This window comes from Colwellia sp. MT41 (genome assembly GCF_001444365.1).
Taxonomy (GTDB): Bacteria; Pseudomonadota; Gammaproteobacteria; order Enterobacterales; family Alteromonadaceae; genus Colwellia; species Colwellia marinimaniae.
Genome location: NZ_CP013145.1, coordinates 456714 through 476711 on the forward strand (window position 1 = coordinate 456714; position 19998 = coordinate 476711).

Genomic DNA, 19998 nt, shown 5'->3' on the forward strand with positions numbered 1-19998 from the left:
AAAATTAGTCACATCTAAAAATTTAAGAGAGAATAAAAATGGCTTTAGCAAAGAAAAAAATTAAAAAAGTAGTATTAGCGTATTCTGGTGGCTTAGATACCTCGGCTATCATTCCGTGGTTAAAAGAGAACTATGAAGGTTGTGAAGTTATCGCTTTTTGTGCCGATGTTGGTCAAGGTGATGAAGAGCTTGAGGGCGTAAAAGAAAAAGCCCTAGCCTCAGGTGCATCAGCATGTTATATAGTTGATCTTAAAGAAGAATACGTAAAAGAATATATCTACCCAATTTTAAAAACTGGCTCAGTGTACGAAGGCCAATATTTATTAGGTACGTCAATGGCGCGTCCTATTATTGCTAAAGCACACGTAGAGATTGCGCTTAAAGTTGGTGCTGATGCCCTTTGTCATGGTTGTACTGGTAAAGGCAATGACCAAGTACGTTTTGAGTCTTGTTTTGCTGCCCTAGCACCAGAGTTGACGGTAATTGCGCCATGGCGTGAGTGGGATATGGTTTCTCGTGAAGACTTACTCGATTACCTAGCTGAGCGTGATATCCCTTGTTCAGCGTCATTAACTAAAATCTATAGTCGTGATGCTAACGCTTGGCATATCTCTCATGAAGGCGGTGAGTTAGAAGACCCATGGTGTGAGCCATCAAAAGAAGTATGGACCATGACGGTTGATCCAATGGATGCGCCCGATGTGCCAGAAAAAGTGCAATTAAGTTTTATTGCAGGTGAACTAGTTGCTATTGATGGTAAAGACTTTTCTGGAAATAGTGAGACTGGTAGTGAAAAGGGTGCCGGTGCTTATGATGCATTAATGTATCTAAATGATAAAGGTGCAGCACACGGTGTTGGTCGAATTGATATCGTTGAAAACCGTTTAGTGGGTATGAAGTCTCGTGGTTGTTATGAAACACCCGGTGGCACCATTTTAATGGCGGCATATAAAGGCTTAGAGACACTGATCCTCGATAAAGAATCACTTAAATATCGGGAATCAATTGGTCTTGAATTTTCACATGTTATTTATGATGGTCGTTGGTTTACGCCACTGGCTAAAGCGCAACTTGCTTCTGCGGCATCGTTTGCTGAAAAATTAACCGGTGATGTAGTAGTTAAGTTATATAAGGGCATGGCGCAAGTGATTCAACGTCGTTCACCAAATAGCTTGTACTCAGAAGCGTTTGCTACTTTTGGTGCTGATGATGTTTACGACCAAAAACATGCCGAAGGTTTTATCCGTTTGTTCAGTTTATCAAGCAGAATTACCGCGCTAAGCCAAAATGGCAGCTTAAAAAATCTGGAGAAGTAATTATGGCGTTATGGGGTGGAAGATTTAAAGGCAAGGCGAGTTTACAATTTAAGAAATTTAATGATTCACTGCCGATAGATTATCGTATGGCGGTACAAGATATTGTCGGCTCAATTGCCTGGGCACAAGCGATTCATGAAGTGGGTGTATTAAACGATGACGAATTAGTCCGTTTAACGGCAGCACTTGAAGAGTTAAAAGCCTCTGTTGAAGAAAATCCTCAGCAAATTTTATTATCTGATGCCGAAGATATTCATAGCTGGGTAGAAATTCAGTTAATTGAAAAAATCGGTGATTTAGGTAAGAAACTCCATACCGGCCGTAGTCGTAATGATCAAGTAGCAACCGATTTGAAACTTTGGTGTAAAGAAACTGGCGGTGATTTATTATTTGCCTTAGTGAACTTACAACAAGCGATGATGAATTTGGCTGAGCGTGAAAAAGATACCGTGCTACCGGGTTATACCCACTTACAAAGAGCACAGCCTATTACTTTCGGTCATTGGTGTTTAGCCTATGTAGAAATGTTTGATCGTGATATCGGTCGTTTAAAAGATGCGCTTTATCGGTTAGATGTTTCGCCGCTTGGCTCTGGCGCCTTAGCAGGTACCGCCTACCCAATTGACAGAAAGGCATTGGCGCATCGTTTAGGTTTTAGAACGGCAACCCTAAACAGCCTTGATGCTGTTTCTGATAGAGACCATGTTATTGAATTATTGGCCTCAGCCAGTATTTCTATGATGCATTTATCACGTTTTGCCGAAGATTTAATTTTCTACAATTCAGGTGAAGCGGGTTTTGTTGAAATGAGCGACTTAGTTAGCTCTGGCTCGTCGTTAATGCCGCAAAAGAAAAACCCTGATGCTTGTGAATTAATTCGTGGTAAAACCGGGCGTGTTTTTGGTGCTTTAACCGGCATGTTGACCACCATGAAAGCCTTAGCCCTTGCCTATAATAAAGACATGCAGGAAGATAAAGAAGGTTTGTTTGACGCCCTTGATACGTGGCAAGAATGTATGGAAATGGCGGTATTAGTGGCCGATGGCTTAAAGGTCAATCGTTCACGTACCCTTGCCGCGGCACAACAAGGTTACGCCAACGCCACTGAACTGGCTGATTATTTAGTGGGTAAAGATATACCGTTCCGCGAAGCGCACCATATTGTTGGTGAAGTTGTACTCGCCGCTATCGATAAAGCTGTGCCGTTAGAAGATTTAACCATCACGCAACTGCAAGCGTTCAGTGATAAAATTGAGCAAGATGTCTATCAACACCTTACCATTGAATCGACCCTTAATAAGCGTGAAGTGCTGGGTGGTACTTCCCGTGCACAGGTTGAAAAAGCGTTAGCCACAACACAGTCTGGTAATGAAGCTATTTTGAACGAGCAAGTCGTCGGTGCACCAGGTAAGCAGCAAATTCAAGTGGCGCTTAAGCAAGTGAAGCAACGTTTAAATGCCCAACGCGCTGCAGCTATGTCAGTTCGTCGTGCAAAAATGTCTGATGTTGATAGTATTCATCAACTGGTTAATTTTTGGGCCGATAAAGGGGAGATTCTGCCACGTAGTCGTGACAATATAATTCACGATATTCAGAATTTTGTTGTCACCGAACTTGAGGGTAAAGTTGTTGGTACCGCCTCTCTCTATATCTATCAAACCGGCCTAGCTGAGATTCGCTCAGTTGTGGTGGACGAAAGTGCTCAGCAGCAAGGGCAAGGTGAAGCGTTGGTTCAGTACTTGCTAGAGTTCGCCCATCAAATGGAATTAGCACAAATTATTGTGTTAACTTATATTCCGCAATATTTTGAGCAACTTGGTTTTAATTTAATTGATAAAAACTCCCTCGCAGAAAATATTATTGAAGACAGTGAACCTAGTCCACATAAAGATCCTGCGGATGAAGTGGCGATGGCATATATACTCAACCAGCCTTAGACGGCAAATTTCAATGAGTATAATGTTGTTGAAAGTAACTCGGCTTTTAGTGATGAAACTAAGCAAATAAAGAATGGAAAACATGAATAATAGTGATCAGAATTACGTAAAATGGTTTAGAAACGCCGCGCCCTATATTAATGCCCATCGCGGAAAAACGGTGGTATTAATGTTTGGTGGTGAAGCCGTCACGCACGCTAATTTTTCTAATATTATTCATGATATTTCGTTATTACGTAGCTTAGGGGTGAAATTGGTGGTGGTGCATGGCGCGCGGCCACAAATTGAAGACCGTATGAAGCAACGGGGTCTTGCCGGCAAGGTGGTCAATAATATTAGGGTAACTGATGCGCAAACGTTAGTTGCCGTTAAAGACGCTATCGGTTCATTACGTCTGCACATTGAAGCCTTACTCTCCACTGGTATCGTTAATTCACCTATGCACGGCTCACAAATTAGAGTCAGTACGGGTAATTTTGTTATAGCGAAGCCTATGGGTGTTCGTCATGGTATAGATTATAAATTCACTGGTAGTGTCAGACGCATAGATTCTGACGGTATTAACATGCAATTGGATTATGGTTCCATAGTTTTGTTGTCACCGATTGGTTATTCACCGACAGGGGAAGTTTTTAATCTTGCGTTAGAAGATGTTGCCACACAAACCGCTATTGCACTGCAAGCCGATAAGCTTATAGCCTTTACTGAAGATGAAGGGCTTATTGATAAATCAGGCCAGTTAATTCGCAGTTGCAGTGTCCGGACAGTGAAAACGCTGTTGGATGACAATGACTGCCATGTTCGTCAATTATTGCTGCGCTCCATTATTGAGAGTAGTGAAAATGGCGTTGAACGTTGTCATTGTGTCAGTTATCAAAGTGACAGTGCCTTGTTGCAGGAGCTATTTACCCGTGATGGTGCCGGTACTTTGATTGCCAAAGATCATAAAGAATTAATTTCTACCGCCACTATTGATGATGTCGCCGGAATTTTAGAATTGATACAACCGCTGGAGGAAGAGGGCGTGTTAGTTAAACGCTCTCGTGAACTGCTCGAGATGGAAATAGAGTGTTTCATGGTGCTTAAAAAAGAAGATGTCATTATCGCATGCGCTGCTTTATATCCTTATCCAGAAGCTGAAACAGGTGAAGTTGCTTGTGTTGTTATTGACCCGGATTATCGAAATGGTAACCGTGGCGAAAGAATTATTAATGCTGTAGAGCTGAGTGCTAAGAAGAAAGGTTTAACATCACTATTTTTATTAACCACTGTGAGTGGTCATTGGTTTAGAGAGCAAGGCTTTATCGAAACATCTCTTGAAAGGTTACCTGAAGGGAAAAAACAAATGTATAATTTTCAGCGTAATTCGCAAGTATTCATCAAAGAGATATAATTTACTAAGCTATTAAAGCCATTGCTATAGAGCCTCACTAAAGCAAGTACTAAAGGCAAGGCAAAAAAATTAAAGCAGCTAACTTAAAATGTTAGCTGCTTTTTATTATTTTAACATGGGATACTGTTGTTCTTGCAGGATTAGAACAACTCTTCTTCCTCTTCTTTTTGCATACTGCCAGATAATATTGCGCTAGTATTATCTGCACTGACATAGTCAGTTGGTACATGTCCTAGGCGGAAATACTCAAATTGACTCGTTCTATCGGTTTTAGTGGTTAATTTTCCGGTTGCTTTATCAATACGTACTGAAACTATATCAACAGGTAGCTGAAAAGCTTCAACTTCAATATCCGCTAAGGCAACGCGCATAAATTCAATCCAAGCAGGTTGTGCTGATTTAGCACCGAACTCTTTACCCGTGGTTTGATTCTTGCCTAAATTATTATTATAAACTGTTTGGCCTAGGATATGACGGGGATCATCAAAGCCTATCCATGAGGTAGTTATTAAACGTCGACTAAAACCTGAAAACCAAGCATCTTTTGCTTCGTTAGTGGTACCCGTTTTACCGGCAATATCACGGCGTTTTAAGGTTCTAGCGCGCCAGCCAGTTCCTTGCCAACCAGGTTTTACCGACCAATCTGCATCCCAAATAGCACTATTAAGCGCTTGGGTAATTAAAAATGCATTCTGTGGGCTGATAATGCGAGTCGCTTGTTTAACTTTAGTAATTTGAGGGTTTTCGGCCAGCGTACTACTACTACTATCCTGAAAGTCTGTTTCTTGTGCTGGCATGCCTAAATTATTTGCTGGCAGGCAAGGGTCACAAGCTAAGGCTGGATTGGCCTGATAAATAACGTCTCCGTCACTGTTTTCTATACGTTCAATTAAATACGGTTCAATTAAAAAACCACCATTGGCAAAAGTGGCGAAGCCAGTAGCAACTTCTAATGGTGTTAAAGAGGCAGAGCCAAGTGCTAAGGTTTCATTGTGAGGTAAGTCGTTAGCATTAAAACCGAAAGCAGTTAAATGTTTGATGGTATTAGTAACGCCGATACTTTGTAATAATCGTACCGCGATAACATTTTTTGATTGCGCTAAAGCTAAACGAACTCTTAAAAGACCAGCATAAGTTTCCGGGGAGTTTCTGGGTCGCCAAACCACACCTGAACTCCTGTCCCATTGATTTATTGGTGCGTCGTTGACCAATGATGCTAGGGTAAAGCCGTGTTCAAGGGCGGCAGAATAGATAAATGGCTTAATGTTTGAGCCTACTTGACGTTTTGCTTGCGTAACACGGTTAAACTGACTTTGTTTGAAACTAAAACCGCCTACCGCTGCTTTAATGGCGCCATCATCTGGGGATAATGACACTATGGCGGCACTTGCTGTTGGCAGTTGTCCTAAACGGTAGCTACTGTCCGCCATTTTACTGACTAGAATAATATCACCGTAGTGGAGAATATCACTTGCTACTTTGGGTGGTCGGCCTTGTTTTTGATCATTAATATAAGGTCGTGCCCAGGCTAATCCAGGCCAGTCAATGGTAGCAAGTTCGTTATTACGTAATTGGATAGTAACAGACTTATTTTCAACAGCGGTAACCACCGCAGGAACAAGCATTTGATAAGAATTGTTTTGAGCAAGGACGTTGGTAATTTCGTCTTGTGTTAGCAATTGAGCTTGTTGTTCGGTAAGTTTATTGATTTTTGTTGCTTGCTTTGGTCTAAGGGAATTTAAAGGGCCGCGAAATCCGTGGCGCTGATCATAGTTCAATAAATTATTCACTAATGCTTGCTGGGCAGCCGTTTGAAGTTTTGCCGTAACCGTAGTGAAAACTTTATAACCTTCTGTATATGCTTTTTCTTTACCATAACGTTTAAGAATTTCTTGGTGAGCCATTTCAGCGATATAGGGGGCATTAAGCTCTATCTCAGCGCCATGTTTCTTAGCGCTAATGGGGGCAGCTTTTGCACTTTGGTATTCTTGCTCACTGATATAGCCGCTAACTAGCATACGCTGTAATACCACTGCGCGCCGGGCTTTAGCGCGTGATGGCGAACGGATAGGGTTTAATGTTGAGGGTGCTTTAGGCAAACCTGCTAGCACGGCAATTTGTGCTAGGTTGAGCTGCTTAATGTTTTTACCATAATAAACTTGCGCGGCAGCACCAAAACCAAAGGCTCTATGACCCAGCTCAATTTTATTAATGTATAGCATTAATATCTCATCTTTACTGAGCAATTTTTCAATGTGGAAGGATAAGAATATTTCTCGAATTTTTCGGGTATATGTTACTTCTCGAGTGAGGAAAAAATTACGTGCTACCTGCATGGTGATGGTACTTGCGCCGCCTTTGTCTTGTCCCATTAATTTACCAAGTATTGCGCGGCCCATGCCTATGGGATCAACACCAAAATGCAAATAAAAGCGGTCATCTTCTGTGGCCAATAAAGCGTCGATAAGTTGTTGTGGTACTTGCTCAAATGTTAAGGGTATGCGTTTCTTTTCACCAAACTGTGAGATTAACAAACCATCTCGACTATAAACTTGCATGGGTGTTTGCCAGTGCAAGTCTTTTAATGAGTCTACACTGGGTAAGTCTGAACGCATTGATAGATATAAAATATAGACGGAAATGAATGCTAAAATGAGCACTATCAGACTGACTTTTAATAATTTTTTGATTAAAAACACAACAGAAGACCAAGTAAGTGGATTAAAATGTAAGATAATACTAGTATATCGTGTAAAAGCATGTAATAAATGTATTTATGCGTATTTTACGTCTAAAATAATTACAAAAATAGAATCGTAGGTTGTTATGCTAGACAAACTGTGGAAAAAGAAGAATACAATGATGGTGGGGATCGATATTGGTTCTCATTCTGCCAAAGCTGTATTGTTGAGTCAGGGAAGTGAAGGTTTTGTAATGGAGGACTTTGCCATAGAACCAATGCCACGAGGTTCGGTGGTGGACCGTGAAATTCAAGATATTGAATCGGTAGGCGCTGTTATTGCGAAACTTAGAAAGAAAATATCAGCTAAAGCTACCGACGCCGCTGCTGCGGTATCAGGACAAACGGTTATTACCAAAGTTATCTATATGGATGTCGCCTTAACTGAAGAGGAACTTGCTAGCCAAATTGAAATTGAAGCAGACAGTCTTATTCCATTCCCCTTAGATGAAGTCAGTTTAGACTTTGAAACCCTTGATGTTAACGAGTCCGATCCTAGTAAAGTTAATGTTTTACTCAGTGCAGCACGCACTGAGTCCATTGAAGCTCGTGTTGCTGCTCTCGAAGCAGGTGACTTTCAAGCCAAGGTAATTGATGTTGAATCATATGCCGTTGGTCGAGCTTATGATCTTTGTTTAACGCAATTGCCAGAGGATGCTAAAGATAAAGTTGTTGCGATAGTAGATATCGGTTCAACGGTAACACTTTTTTCTGCTACAGACGCGGGTAAACATATTTATAGCCGTGATCAAATGTTCGGTGGTGAGCAATATACTCGCTCAATTGTTTCATATTATAATAAATCTTTTGAACAAGCTGAAGAGGCTAAAACCACAAATGATTTACCGCCAAATTATACCTTTGAAGTCTTAGCTCCATTTCACACCGTATTAATGCAACAAATACGTCGAGCCATTCAAATGTTTCTGACTACTAGTGGCCAAGAAAAAGTTGATTATTTATTAATTTCTGGTGGCACAGCTGCATTAGAAGGACTTGAAAGTTTACTTACTGAAGAACTGGGTATTCATACCGTTATTGCTAACCCCTTTCATGATATGTCAATCAGTGACTCAGTCGATAAAGACGAACTTGCTAATGTCGCTGCTCAATTGATGGTAGCAACTGGCTTAGCTTTAAGGAGTTTTACGCCATGGCACATATAAATCTACTGCCTTGGCGTGAAGCAGCCCTCAAGGCACAACAAAAAGAATACTTCAGTATTTTAGCCGCAGTTGGTCTAACCGTATTAGCACTAGTACTTATCATTAATTTTTATTTTCAAGCTCGTATTGATGGACAAAACAGTAAAAATCAATATCTTAAAAATGAGATTGTGCAACTGGATATTAAAATTGATGAAATAAAAACCCTCAATGATAAAAAAGCATCTTTACAGAAACGAATTGAAGTTGTTGAACAATTACAGCGTAGTCGAAATGTAGGTACGCAAGTACTTGATGAAATAGCAAAGATTATTCCCAATGGTATATATATTACGGAAATGGAAAAAAAGGGTAATACTTTACACCTGATTGGAAAAAGTGAATCGAATAACCATTTAGCTAATATGATTCGAGCGGTTGAATTATCTGACTTTTTTATTGATGCTACACCTGAGTCGATTACGGCTGACGATGGCTCACCTAAGTTACTTAGCAGCTTTATCATGAAAGTTAAAATAAAGGGGTTAATGGATGATGCTAAAACAAGCAAGGGAGGCAAATAATGAAGTTTGATGCATCCCAATTTGACAATCTCGAACTTGATAATATTGGCCAGTGGCCTGCTGCAGCCAAGTTGTTGCTAGCTATTTTTTTAGCGGTTACCGTGGCATTTTTGGGTTATATGGGCTTAATCAGTGATCAAATTAAGCAACTTGATCGTGCTTTTGCTGAAGAGATCACCTTAAAACAGTCATACCGGACAAAATATCATGTATCGGCAAATTTAGATTTGTTCAGAGCACAAATGACAGAAGCTGAAGATACTTTCGCCATTCAACTTAGAAGCTTACCAAATAGTCATGAAATTCCTGGCTTATTAGATGATATAACTTTTGTGGGTACCACCAGTGGTCTTGATTTTGTTAAATTAGAATGGCAACCAGAAATTAGTAAAGAAATATACATTGAATTACCCATCAATATCGAAGTAATAGGCTCGTACCATTCATTTGGTCAATTCGTCAGTAAAATTGCCGCTTTGCCAAGGATTGTAACAGTGCATGATTTTAAAATTAAGATTGAACGAGACGATAAAGGTACCCTAAATTTAAAGTTACAAGCTAAAACCTACCGTTATCAACAGGAGGTAGCCAAATGACCACTGATAGATTAACGGCTAAAACAATAAAGATACTTGGTGTCGTATCACTCGCTTTAGTTTCTGGCTGTTTTGATGATACCACGGCAATAAAAACCCATATGGCTCAAGTGAAAGCAACAACAACTAATTACATTGACCCTATGCCAGAGGTACATCCTTTTAATCATATTGCTTATTCAGCCGATGATTTGCGTAGCCCCTTTGTATTACCCAAACCTGAAGCAATTCAGCAAAAAATGCAACAAATGGCGGGCTGTTTAAGTCCTGATACTAACCGCCGAAAACAACCGTTAGAAAAGTATGCTTTAAGTGACTTAACAATGCGTGGCACCTTAGGTGATGCAAGTAAACTATGGGCTTTATTAGAAGCCTCAGATTTAAGTTTACATCGAGTGGCTGCTGGAAATTACCTAGGCTTATACAATGGTCGTATCACACAAGTGAGTGCAAAAACAGTGAAAATAATTGAATTAGCACCAGATGGTGCCGGATGTTGGGCAGAGCGTGAAACTAAATTGAGTATCGTACAATCTGAAGTGTCAAATAAGTAAAGGAATTAATAATGCTATTTAATCAAATGAAAAATTATAAAGGCTTTATTGCTATTAAAGAACTCTGGCTTACGGCACTATTACTGTTATCAACTACTTTACTGTCAATATCAGTCAGTGCTACTGAACATAACAATGAACTGCTCGGTATTTCTTATAACACCATACAAAGCGATCAGATTGTTTTAGTTTTTAGCTTTGCTGAAAATATTACTACTCTTCCAGAAATTCAAACATCAATGACACCCGCTTTTGTTGAAGTAACTTTTGATGCCAAAGCATATGGGCAAGAATTTAAAGAAACATTTGTTAATCATGCGGGTGTTAAACGTATTAATTTAGATGCGGGCACTGGTAAAGTAATCGCTTTAATTCACTTGGAAAAACTTGCTGTTTTTGATGTTGCTCTACTTAACGACAAAGAGTTTGCCATTACTTTTAACTATGGCGAATCAGCAGATGTGGTTGAAGCGTTAAGGCCTGCGGGTGAAGCGTATATCAACCATATAGAGTCAATAGACTTTAGATTAAATAGTGAAAATGAAGGGCAAATATTAATTTACCTTAAAGATAGTATGTTAGCCGCAGATGTTAATGACAATTTAGGTAAATTAAATGTTGAATTCCATAATACTGAAATTATGGATGATTTACTTTATAAATTAGATGTAACTGACTTTGGTACGCTAGTAACTAGTATTGAAACGTTTAGGGAAGGCCGTAATGCGCGTCTAGTCATTGAAGTTGACAGTGGCTTTATCTTTAGCCAGAAACAGGAAGAAAACCTGTTTATATTGACGGTCAAAGAGAAACCGGTAAAAGCACCTGCTTATTTAGGAGAAACTGAGGATTTTCAAGGCCGCAGTATTTCATTGAGTTTTCAAGATATCCCGGTACGGACAGTGCTACAGATTATTGCCGATTATAATGGCTTTAATTTAATTATCAGCGATACAGTCACAGGTAATATTACGCTACGTCTTGATGGTGTGCCATGGGATCAAGCATTAAGTATTATTTTAAAAGTTAAGGGTTTGGATAAGCGGATGCAGGGCAATATATTAATGGTTGCGCCCAGTGAAGAACTCGCTGCCCGTGAAGCACAAGCCTTGCAAGCAAAACAGCAAGTTGAGGAACTAGCGACTTTATATTCTGAGTTTGTACAAATAAACTATGCAAAAGCGGCTGATTTTGCAGAATTAATTAAAAATGATGATACCAGTATATTATCTGCACGCGGTAGCGTCTCAGTCGATGAACGTACTAATACCTTGCTGATTCGTGATACTGCTAAAAGCATTGAAGACATTAAACGCATGGTTACAATTCTTGATGTTCCTATTCGTCAAGTTGTTATCGAAGCTAGGATGGTTACGGTAAAAGACAGTGTTAACGAAGAGTTAGGTATTCGGTGGGGGGCAACAAATACCGATGGTGAAGGCACTACATCCGGAAGTTTAGAAGGTGTTGATATAGCTCGTGGTGGCTCTGTTCCTTCATTAGTCGATAGATTGAATGTTAATCTTCCTGTGGTAACGCCAGCTGGAACTATTGCCTTCCAGATTGCTAGATTAGCCAGTGGTACTATTTTAGATCTTGAACTTTCTGCGCTTGAAAAAGAGAATAAAGGTGAGGTTATTGCTAGTCCACGTATTACTACCGCAAATCAGAAAGAAGCTTATATTGAACAAGGTGTTGAAATTCCTTATCAAGAGGCATCATCAAGTGGTGCGACCTCAACACAATTCAAAAAAGCAGTATTAAGTTTAACGGTAACGCCACATATTACTCCGGATGATAAAATCATTTTAGATCTAGTCATTACTCAAGATACTGTTTCAGACGTTAGAAGTGGCTTTGCTCCTGCGATTGATACCCAGCGTATAGGAACACAGGTATTGGTTAATAATGGTGAAACCATTGTACTAGGTGGTATTTATCAACAAGCAATTATAAGTACAGTTACTAAAATTCCGATTTTAGGTGATATACCCTATTTAGGTTGGTTATTTAGAAGCACAAGTCAGGTAAATGAGAAAAAAGAGCTATTGATCTTCGTTACGCCTAGAATTGTTACTGAAGAATATTAGCGTCTTGGATTAGATAAACGCCATCAAATACCGCCATATTCGGTGGTTTGATGGGTTTATTATTTAAAAATCGAATTTTTAACTAAGATATTACTATTGTTACTTGCATTTGATAGCCAACACTTGCGATAATTACGCCCTTGTAATTTCTGAGGGAGACCTCTTTTTTGCCAAAAGCACTTTTTCATTGAAATATAGGCTTCTGGCTGTTCTGTTAACACAACGAGTATTAAGTAAATCTAATGGCAGAAAAACGTAACATATTCCTTATAGGTCCTATGGGTGCAGGTAAAAGTACTATCGGTAGAGAGATAGCCGAACGATTGCACCTTGAATTTTTTGACTCTGATCAGGAGATAGAGCGCCGTACAGGAGCAGACATTGCTTGGGTTTTTGATCTTGAAGGTGAAGAAGGCTTCCGCAAAAGAGAAGAATCTGTAATTGAAGATTTGAGTGAGAAACAAGGTATTGTTTTAGCAACAGGTGGTGGTTCAGTAATAAGCGCTAGTGTTCGTAATCGCTTATCTGCTCGCGGTATCGTTGTTTACCTTGAAACAACAATCGACAAACAAGTTGCACGTACACAAAGAGATCGTCGTCGTCCACTATTACAAACATCTGAAGAGCCTCGTACAGTTTTGGAAAATCTGGCTGTAGAGCGTAACCCACTATACGAAGAAATTGCTGATATCATAGTACAAACTGATGAGCAAAGTGCCAAAGTTGTTGCACACAAAATCATAGAGCGACTTGATTTTTAAATTTCTCCACGGTGGAACTCGGGGTAGTATTCTAATATGGCAATTCTTAATCTTGATTTAGGTACACGTAGTTATCCTATATATATTGATTCAGGTCTGTTAAGTAAAACAGATCTGCTCTCTTCGCATATTCGGGCCAAGCGTGTTTGTATTGTATCAAACGATATTGTTGCTCCTTTATATATCGATGCACTTAAAGCAAAATTAACCGATTTTACCGTAGATGAAGTAATTCTTCCTGATGGTGAAGCTGAAAAAAGCTTAGCAAATTTTGAAGTTATCATGTCGCACTTGTTAACGAATGAGCATGGTCGAGATACTACTTTAATAGCCCTAGGTGGCGGTGTTATTGGTGATATAACGGGCTTTGCCGCAGCATGTTACCAGCGCGGTATTGATTTCATTCAAATACCAACAACGTTACTGTCACAGGTTGACTCTTCGGTTGGAGGGAAAACGGCGGTTAATCATCCTCTTGGTAAAAATATGATTGGCGCTTTTTACCAGCCTAAAGCTGTTTTCATTGATATTGATAGTCTGGCAACTCTGCCTGTCCGTGAGTTTAATGCAGGAATGGCTGAAGTAATTAAGTATGGTATCTTAGGTGATAAAGTATTTTTTGAGTGGCTTGAAGACAATATTTCTGGGATAAAGTCGGCCGACAAGCAGATTTTAGCGCAGATGATTGAAAAGTGCTGTCAATGTAAAGCTGATATTGTGGCAAGTGATGAAACCGAAACGGGCATCAGAGCTTTACTCAACTTAGGGCATACCTTTGGTCATGCCATCGAAGCTGAGCAGGGCTATGGCAAGTGGTTGCACGGTGAAGCAGTAGCAACTGGCATGGTCCTTGCTGCTAAATTAGCAGTAGCAATGAATTTGCTTGAAGTGTCAGAATTACGACGAATGGAAAAATTAATTTTAGCGTTTGACCTACCGGTAATAGCTCCACAGGATATGGGTTTTACTGAATTTATCCGTCATATGCGCCGAGATAAAAAGAATATTGCCGGTAAGCTCAGGTTTATTATACCAACCGCGATAGGCCAGTCAGAAATTCGTGATGATGTCAGCCAGGATACACTTCAAGAAATTCTATAATTATTTTCTTCTGATGGGCTTAGCTAGCATGAAGAAGAATTTACAGTATAGAAAGGATTAAGTATGTCCGCACTAGAGAATACTTCCACCACAGAGCTAACCCGAGCAGAAAATATACCCTTGTCTGAAAATGTGCCCTCAGCTATTAGTGTTCCCACACGGATAGATCATAACTTACGCTATACAAAACAAGCAGTGTTAGTTATAGGCAGAAATACCGAGCAATACTCTCAATTAGCTAGCCAGTATCTGGTCAGCCTTTCTAATGACCCTTCTACAGGGGCAGAGAGTCATATTAATGTTGCCTTTGTCTCAGCCTCAACAAAATTAAACGATATTCAAATTCGCTGTCGCTTGATTGAACAGTTGTTTATAAATACCCTATTTGATCCTGAGCAGTCATTAGCAGTAAGTGTTTTACGATTTGCCAAACAGCAGGGTGAAGCTATTTCTATAGTCATAGACCATGCACACGCCCTGTCTTTGCAGCTTAAGTATGAATTGTCACAATTAGTCAGCTTAGCAAAAAAAGACCAACTAATAATTAATGTCGTACTTTTTGGTTTAACCGAGGCCGCTAAGCAGTTATCGCTAAATAAAAGTTTATTTAAAGATAAAATGGTAGTTATTGAAGCTACATCTGGGCAAGTACTTAGCTTAGATGACAAAAAAATACACCATGAAAAAGCTACTAGTTCATTAACGTTTGGGCAGAAAGTAAGTTTGTTTTTCGTGATGTTAATGCTGTTAGCTATACTTATTTGGGGCTATCAAGTAATTGCCGATGCCTTAAATAAGCAAAGTAACCCGTTAGATAAACAGCTTAATAAATTTGATGTTAGTGATACCGTTTTACCCGCGAGGGACTCAATAGAGAGTGCAGATGAGCGAGTAGTTAGAAAAATGGCAAAGAAACAAAAACGAGTCACGGCTGATGAGTTAATTAAAGTCGGTAGCGGGGGAGCAGCGTCGAGTGAAGAGATTAATAGAGCCATATTGGCTTTACCTGTTTTAAGTCATGCTAAGCAGGTGCCTGCGAATGCCAGTGATGTCATCAACGCTTTAGCAAACTCATTTAATAATATAACAACAGGAGCAAGTCCTTCTATTGACGTGACTAACAAAAAGACAGAGTCAACGGCCGAAAAGAAAATTATTATAGAGCAAGCCGAGGACAAACAAATTCAACCGATTAGGCTGGCAAAAATTGCTAGTCATTACTATCAAAACCAAGCGGTAGTCTATGAGTATGGTTATGTTATTCAGTTAGCTGGTTTTTCCGATAGTAAGTTGTGGCATGAATTTATCGAAAATCATCGGTCAGAGAACTTGTTCAGCTATCAAAGGCTATTAACAGAGCAGCGTTTTATTGTGGTCACTTCAAGGGTTTATCCAAATAAAACCATGGCAAAATCAGCGATAAAGTTGTTGCCAGCAAGTCTGCTAATACGTGAACCATGGCTTAAGGATATTTCATTGGTAATCAGTGAAATAAATACCTTTAAGGGCTAATACAAGCTACAATCCGCCTTTAAATTTATCAAGTGAAGTCGCGGGTTTAATCGGTAGCATGAATAATAAACATCGAGCGTTTTTGAAGTGGGCTGGCGGTAAATATAGCCTGTGTGATGTTATTTCAAAAATGCTACCTAATGAACGTCGTCTTATTGAGCCTTTTGTTGGTGCCGGTTCGGTATTTCTAAATACTGACTTTGATGAATATATTCTTAATGATATTAACCAAGATTTAATAAACCTTTATAAAATTGTCCAAGAAAAACCTGATAGTTTCATTGAGGATGCGCGTAAATTTTTTAATCCTGAGCATAATCAAGCCGAGATCTATTACCAATTACGTATTGATTTCAATGCCAGTAAAGACAGTTACTTTCGCTCCCTAGTTTTTTTATACATGAATCGTCACGGTTATAACGGCTTATGTCGTTATAACAAGAAAGGTGGCTATAATGTTCCTTTCGGTAAATATAAACGTCCTTATTTCCCCGAGGCTGAATTAAACTATTTTGCTGAAAAATCGCAAAAAGCAACCTTTGTCTGTGAAGGTTATCGTCAAACCTTTGCGCGAGCAGAACAGGGTGATGTGATTTATTGTGATCCACCGTACGTACCACTGAGTAAAACGGCAAGTTTTACCAGTTACGCCGGCAATGGCTTTGGCTTAGATGAGCAAGCTGATCTTGCCACTGCCGCGGAAGAAGTTAGCGAAAAAGGCACTATTTCTGTGGTGATTTCTAATCATGATACCATTTGGACCCGAAAAATTTATGAGCATGCGGTAAAGATAAAATCAGTCAAGGTAGCTCGCACCATTAGTCAAAATGCGACTAAGCGTAAAAAGGTCGCAGAGTTACTGGCATTATATAAATAAGCTGGTCCGAATTAATTTGGTATAACTAAGCTAACAATGGCGATTAAGCAAGCGATAAAAATCAGTACAGATATAAGGCCAACAATAATAAAGTGACTAAGTTTACCCTGGGAAAAATCACGTTTGCGAGCACTTTCACTTTGCACGCCAAAAAATGCCGCGGCAACACTCTTAAAAGTATCTTTTAAGCTGCTCTGCATAACAAAGAACGTCTTAATGGAAGCTATAATGAATAAGCTCAACTAAATCTAAAAAGTGTAAATGTGTGGATTTACTGTCACCAGATAACCAGGATAACCAGCTTTTATTTGACATATTACTCGCTTGGCAGGGGTGGTTTACATGGTTCATTGGCAGATTTGATGCAACCGTCATACACAAGCTAGGTTGTTGTATTTGAGCGGTTTGTTTGTCGCTATATTGACTGAAGCTAACTAAAGTAGCTAGGGTCAAAGTACATGCAAAGATTAGTTGCATAAATTTTGATAAGTGTGGGTTTGTCATCATCCGTTTTGACATTTTGAGGTACTATCCATTATAACAGGCGAACCAGTATAACCTAGGTTCACCTTAATGTCTTTGACTGTTTCTTAGGTGCATTACTCATCAAAATGAGTAATCAATGCCTATAGGTCAATATCAATACTATAAGCAAGGTAGAATTTCATATCATCACTGTCTATACCGTCATCGTAATCTGTTTTTGAAACGCCAAAGGTGAAACCGTCTTTGCTTATTGAAACTCCAATGTCAGTTGAGTCAGTAGAGAAATCGCCACTGTAATTACCAATGTGGAAAGCAACTTCTGCATCGTTAGCTAAAGTAAAAGCGTAGTCAATGTTTGCATATAGTGAATCACCAAATTCTGCACCGTCGCCACCACCTTCTGAATCGGCTAATACAGCTAGCCCAAAAGTGAAACCACCCGTTGAAATGCTTGCATAGATTTCAGAGAAGGCATTTTTATCAGCAATTGAATCAGGGTATGCGAAGTAAATATAGCCGACATCATAAGAAAAACTTGCATTGATGTCGCCACTAAAGCCCAAGTATAAGTCTAGTTCAGTTTTCATGTCGCCCCAAGAAGCGTTTGATACCCAAGTACCGGCATAAAAGCCAGAATTTGTTGCGTAATCAATACCACCTGAAAGAGCCACATCACCACCTGTTTGTTCTAAGCCACGCCATAAGTAGTTGTTAGTAGCAGCAAAGTTGGCTGACAAGCCTTCAGTAGCTGATGCTTGGAATGAAATAGCAGAAGCTGCTAATAGTGATGTGATAACCATGGTAGTTATTGTTTTTTTCATAATTAGCTCTTGTTGTTGTTTGTTATAAAAAGTGTCTGCTAGATGCTTTGCAAGCATAATGCCCAAATCAAAAAAGATAATGTTTATTATCTACCGACTTTTTTATTACTAAAAATCATGTGGTTAGTATCAAGTTATTTTACATGAATTTTAATTAGTTGCTTACTTAACATCTGAGCTGAGCAATATTGGTGCGATTTTTTAGTAAATGTGCAAAAAAAGTGCAGTGGTATATGAAGTAACAATGGCGGGTAACTCGCATTTTCAATTAGCATGGGTATAATAGCGGCATATTTTTTTAGGATATACACTAATGTCACCATTTTTAATTGCTCCCTCTATTTTATCCGCCGATTTTGCTCGTTTAGGGGATGATGTTGCTAAGGTTTTAGCCGCCGGTGCCGACGTTGTTCATTTTGATGTCATGGATAATCACTTTGTACCAAATTTAACCTTCGGACCCATGATCTGTCAATCGTTACGTGATTACGGTATTAAAGCGCCCATTGATGTGCATTTAATGGTTAGGCAAGTTGATACGCTCATCCCTGCATTTGCTAAGGCCGGGGCTGATATAATCACCTTTCACCCGGAAGCAAGTGATCATATTGATAGAAACTTACAGCTAATTAAAGACCATGGCTGTAAAGCCGGCCTAGTCCTTAATCCTGCTACCCCTTTGCATTGTTTAGACTTTGTTATGGACAAACTTGACGTTATTTTATTAATGTCGGTCAATCCAGGCTTTGGTGGCCAATCTTTTATTCCGGCAACATTAGATAAATTACGTTTGGTAAAAGAAAAGATTAAACAAAGTGGCTATGATATACGTTTGCAAGTTGATGGTGGTGTTAAAGTGAACAATATTGCAGAAATTGCCGAGGCGGGTGCCGATATGTTTGTTGCGGGCTCGGCAATATTTTCTCAAGCTGATTATAAAGTGGCAATTGATGAAATGCGCGCAGAGTTAGCCACAGTATCGCAGTCAGTATAAGTAAACATAAGTTGAAATTTAGTATTTTAAGGGTATAAGAAATGACTAGTAAACCTATTGTATTAAGTGGCTGTCAGCCATCAGGCGAGTTAACTATCGGTAATTATTTAGGCGCATTAAAGCAATGGGTTAATATGCAATCGACCCATGAATGTTATTACATGCTTGTTGATCAACATGCCATTACCGTTCGCCCTAAAGCTGAGGATTTACGTAAAGCAACCTTAGATGGTTTAGCCTTATATCTTGCCTGTGGTGTTGACCCTGAGCAAAGTACTATTTTTATTCAGTCCCATGTACCTGAGCATGCGCAATTGAGCTGGGTACTTAATTGCTATACGCAAATGGGTGAATTAAATCGCATGACACAATATAAAGATAAGTCACAAAAGTCTGAAGTAAATATGAACTCAGGCTTATTTACTTATCCGGTATTGATGGCTGCTGATATATTACTTTACGGGGCTAACAAAGTGCCAGTAGGGGATGATCAAAAACAACACTTAGAATTAGCAAGAGTGATAGCTACGCGCTTTAATAATATTTATGGCGATATTTTTACTGTACCTGAGCCTTTTATTCCAGAGCATGGCGCACGGGTAATGAGCTTGCTTGAACCGACTAAAAAAATGTCTAAGTCGGATACTAATCCGGGTAACTTCATTGGTTTGTTAGAAGATCCTAAAAAGATTGCCAAGAAAATAAAACGCGCAGTTACTGATTCTGATGAGCAAGCGCGCATATATTTTGATAGCGAAGAAAAACCAGGCGTGTCGAATTTATTGTCGTTATTATCTTGTGCTACCGGACAAAGCATTGCTGACCTAGTACCAGCCTATGAAGATAAAATGTATGGTCATTTAAAAGGTGATGTCGCCAATGCGGTAGTAGCCTTATTAGAACCAATTCAAACCAAATACCATGAATATAGACAAGACCAAGCTTTCTTAGAGCAAGTCATGCGTAATGGTGCTGAAAAAGCTTCTGCTCGTGCGAGTAAAGTACTTCGCTCTGTATATGATGCGGTTGGTTTTATTCCTCGCCCATAGCTAGCCGTTTAACATAATTAATATAAAAGGCTTATTTTCTTA

At 39.4% G+C, this 19998-nt stretch carries 17 protein-coding genes; 14 read left to right on the forward strand and 3 right to left on the reverse strand.

All coding sequences use genetic code 11. The features are described from left to right. Positions 1-38: 38 nt before the first annotated feature. From CMT41_RS01965 to argA, 3 genes are all read left to right on the forward strand, one after another. Entirely contained in the window at positions 39-1316 is a 1278-nt protein-coding gene (locus CMT41_RS01965; RefSeq protein WP_057179489.1) for an argininosuccinate synthase, read from the forward strand. Positions 1317-1318: 2 nt separating this feature from the next. Continuing rightward, positions 1319-3253, forward strand: a complete 1935-nt coding sequence (gene argH / locus CMT41_RS01970; RefSeq protein WP_057179490.1) for an argininosuccinate lyase — start codon at positions 1319-1321, stop codon at positions 3251-3253. Positions 3254-3335: 82 nt separating this feature from the next. Then, a complete protein-coding gene (argA, locus tag CMT41_RS01975; protein WP_057179509.1) occupies positions 3336-4646 on the forward strand; it encodes an amino-acid N-acetyltransferase in 1311 nt (436 codons plus the stop codon). Positions 4647-4786: 140 nt separating this feature from the next. On the opposite strand, the gene CMT41_RS01980 is transcribed toward argA, so the two are convergent. Continuing rightward, positions 4787-7345, reverse strand: coding sequence for a penicillin-binding protein 1A (locus tag CMT41_RS01980; RefSeq protein WP_058026196.1), 2559 nt, complete (start codon positions 7343-7345; stop codon positions 4787-4789). A gap of 127 nt (positions 7346-7472) precedes the next feature. Here CMT41_RS01980 and CMT41_RS01985 point away from each other — a divergent pair, with 127 nt between their 5' ends. From CMT41_RS01985 to CMT41_RS02025, 9 genes are all read left to right on the forward strand, one after another. Continuing rightward, positions 7473-8552 (forward strand): pilus assembly protein PilM, encoded by a 1080-nt coding sequence (locus tag CMT41_RS01985; protein ID WP_057179492.1) that lies wholly within the window; start codon positions 7473-7475, stop codon positions 8550-8552. Next, the gene (locus tag CMT41_RS01990) at positions 8540-9115 is read left to right on the forward strand and encodes a PilN domain-containing protein (protein WP_057179493.1); all 576 of its coding nucleotides are present in this window, start codon (positions 8540-8542) and stop codon (positions 9113-9115) included. The genes CMT41_RS01985 and CMT41_RS01990 overlap by 13 nt, the downstream gene beginning before the upstream one ends. Then, positions 9115-9711: a type 4a pilus biogenesis protein PilO gene (locus CMT41_RS01995; RefSeq protein ID WP_057179494.1), complete on the forward strand. Its 597-nt coding sequence runs from the start codon at positions 9115-9117 to the stop codon at positions 9709-9711. Before CMT41_RS01990 ends, CMT41_RS01995 begins: the two co-directional genes overlap by 1 nt. Continuing rightward, on the forward strand, positions 9708-10265 hold the full coding sequence (locus CMT41_RS02000) for a pilus assembly protein PilP (RefSeq protein ID WP_058026197.1): 558 nt from the start codon (positions 9708-9710) through the stop codon (positions 10263-10265). Before CMT41_RS01995 ends, CMT41_RS02000 begins: the two co-directional genes overlap by 4 nt. Positions 10266-10276: 11 nt before the next feature. Further along, on the forward strand, positions 10277-12355 hold the full coding sequence (locus CMT41_RS02005) for a type IV pilus secretin PilQ (protein ID WP_058026198.1): 2079 nt from the start codon (positions 10277-10279) through the stop codon (positions 12353-12355). 242 nt (positions 12356-12597) lie between these two features. Further along, positions 12598-13116: a shikimate kinase AroK gene (gene aroK / locus CMT41_RS02010; RefSeq protein WP_057179497.1), complete on the forward strand. Its 519-nt coding sequence runs from the start codon at positions 12598-12600 to the stop codon at positions 13114-13116. Positions 13117-13152: 36 nt separating this feature from the next. Continuing rightward, the gene (aroB, locus tag CMT41_RS02015; protein WP_057179498.1) at positions 13153-14217 is read left to right on the forward strand and encodes a 3-dehydroquinate synthase; all 1065 of its coding nucleotides are present in this window, start codon (positions 13153-13155) and stop codon (positions 14215-14217) included. A gap of 63 nt (positions 14218-14280) precedes the next feature. After that, positions 14281-15729 carry an SPOR domain-containing protein gene (locus tag CMT41_RS02020; protein WP_058026199.1) on the forward strand — a complete coding sequence of 483 codons (1449 nt, stop codon included), beginning with the start codon at positions 14281-14283 and terminating at the stop codon, positions 15727-15729. Positions 15730-15787: 58 nt separating this feature from the next. Continuing rightward, on the forward strand, positions 15788-16606 hold the full coding sequence (locus CMT41_RS02025; protein WP_057179500.1) for a Dam family site-specific DNA-(adenine-N6)-methyltransferase: 819 nt from the start codon (positions 15788-15790) through the stop codon (positions 16604-16606). 11 nt (positions 16607-16617) lie between these two features. Here CMT41_RS02025 and CMT41_RS02030 read toward each other — a convergent pair whose 3' ends face one another. Together CMT41_RS02030 and CMT41_RS02040 are read right to left on the reverse strand one after the other, a co-directional pair. Beyond that, entirely contained in the window at positions 16618-16806 is a 189-nt protein-coding gene (locus tag CMT41_RS02030) for a DUF2970 domain-containing protein (protein ID WP_057179501.1), read from the reverse strand. Between the two features lie 426 nt (positions 16807-17232). Then, positions 17233-17913: a TorF family putative porin gene (locus CMT41_RS02040; protein WP_057179510.1), complete on the reverse strand. Its 681-nt coding sequence runs from the start codon at positions 17911-17913 to the stop codon at positions 17233-17235. Positions 17914-18226: 313 nt separating this feature from the next. On the opposite strand from CMT41_RS02040, the gene rpe reads away from it, so the two are divergent. Further along, the gene (gene rpe / locus CMT41_RS02045; RefSeq protein WP_057179503.1) at positions 18227-18907 is read left to right on the forward strand and encodes a ribulose-phosphate 3-epimerase; all 681 of its coding nucleotides are present in this window, start codon (positions 18227-18229) and stop codon (positions 18905-18907) included. A 41-nt stretch (positions 18908-18948) separates the two neighbouring features. Beyond that, positions 18949-19956 carry a tryptophan--tRNA ligase gene (gene trpS, locus CMT41_RS02050; RefSeq protein WP_057179504.1) on the forward strand — a complete coding sequence of 336 codons (1008 nt, stop codon included), beginning with the start codon at positions 18949-18951 and terminating at the stop codon, positions 19954-19956. Positions 19957-19998: the final 42 nt, after the last annotated feature.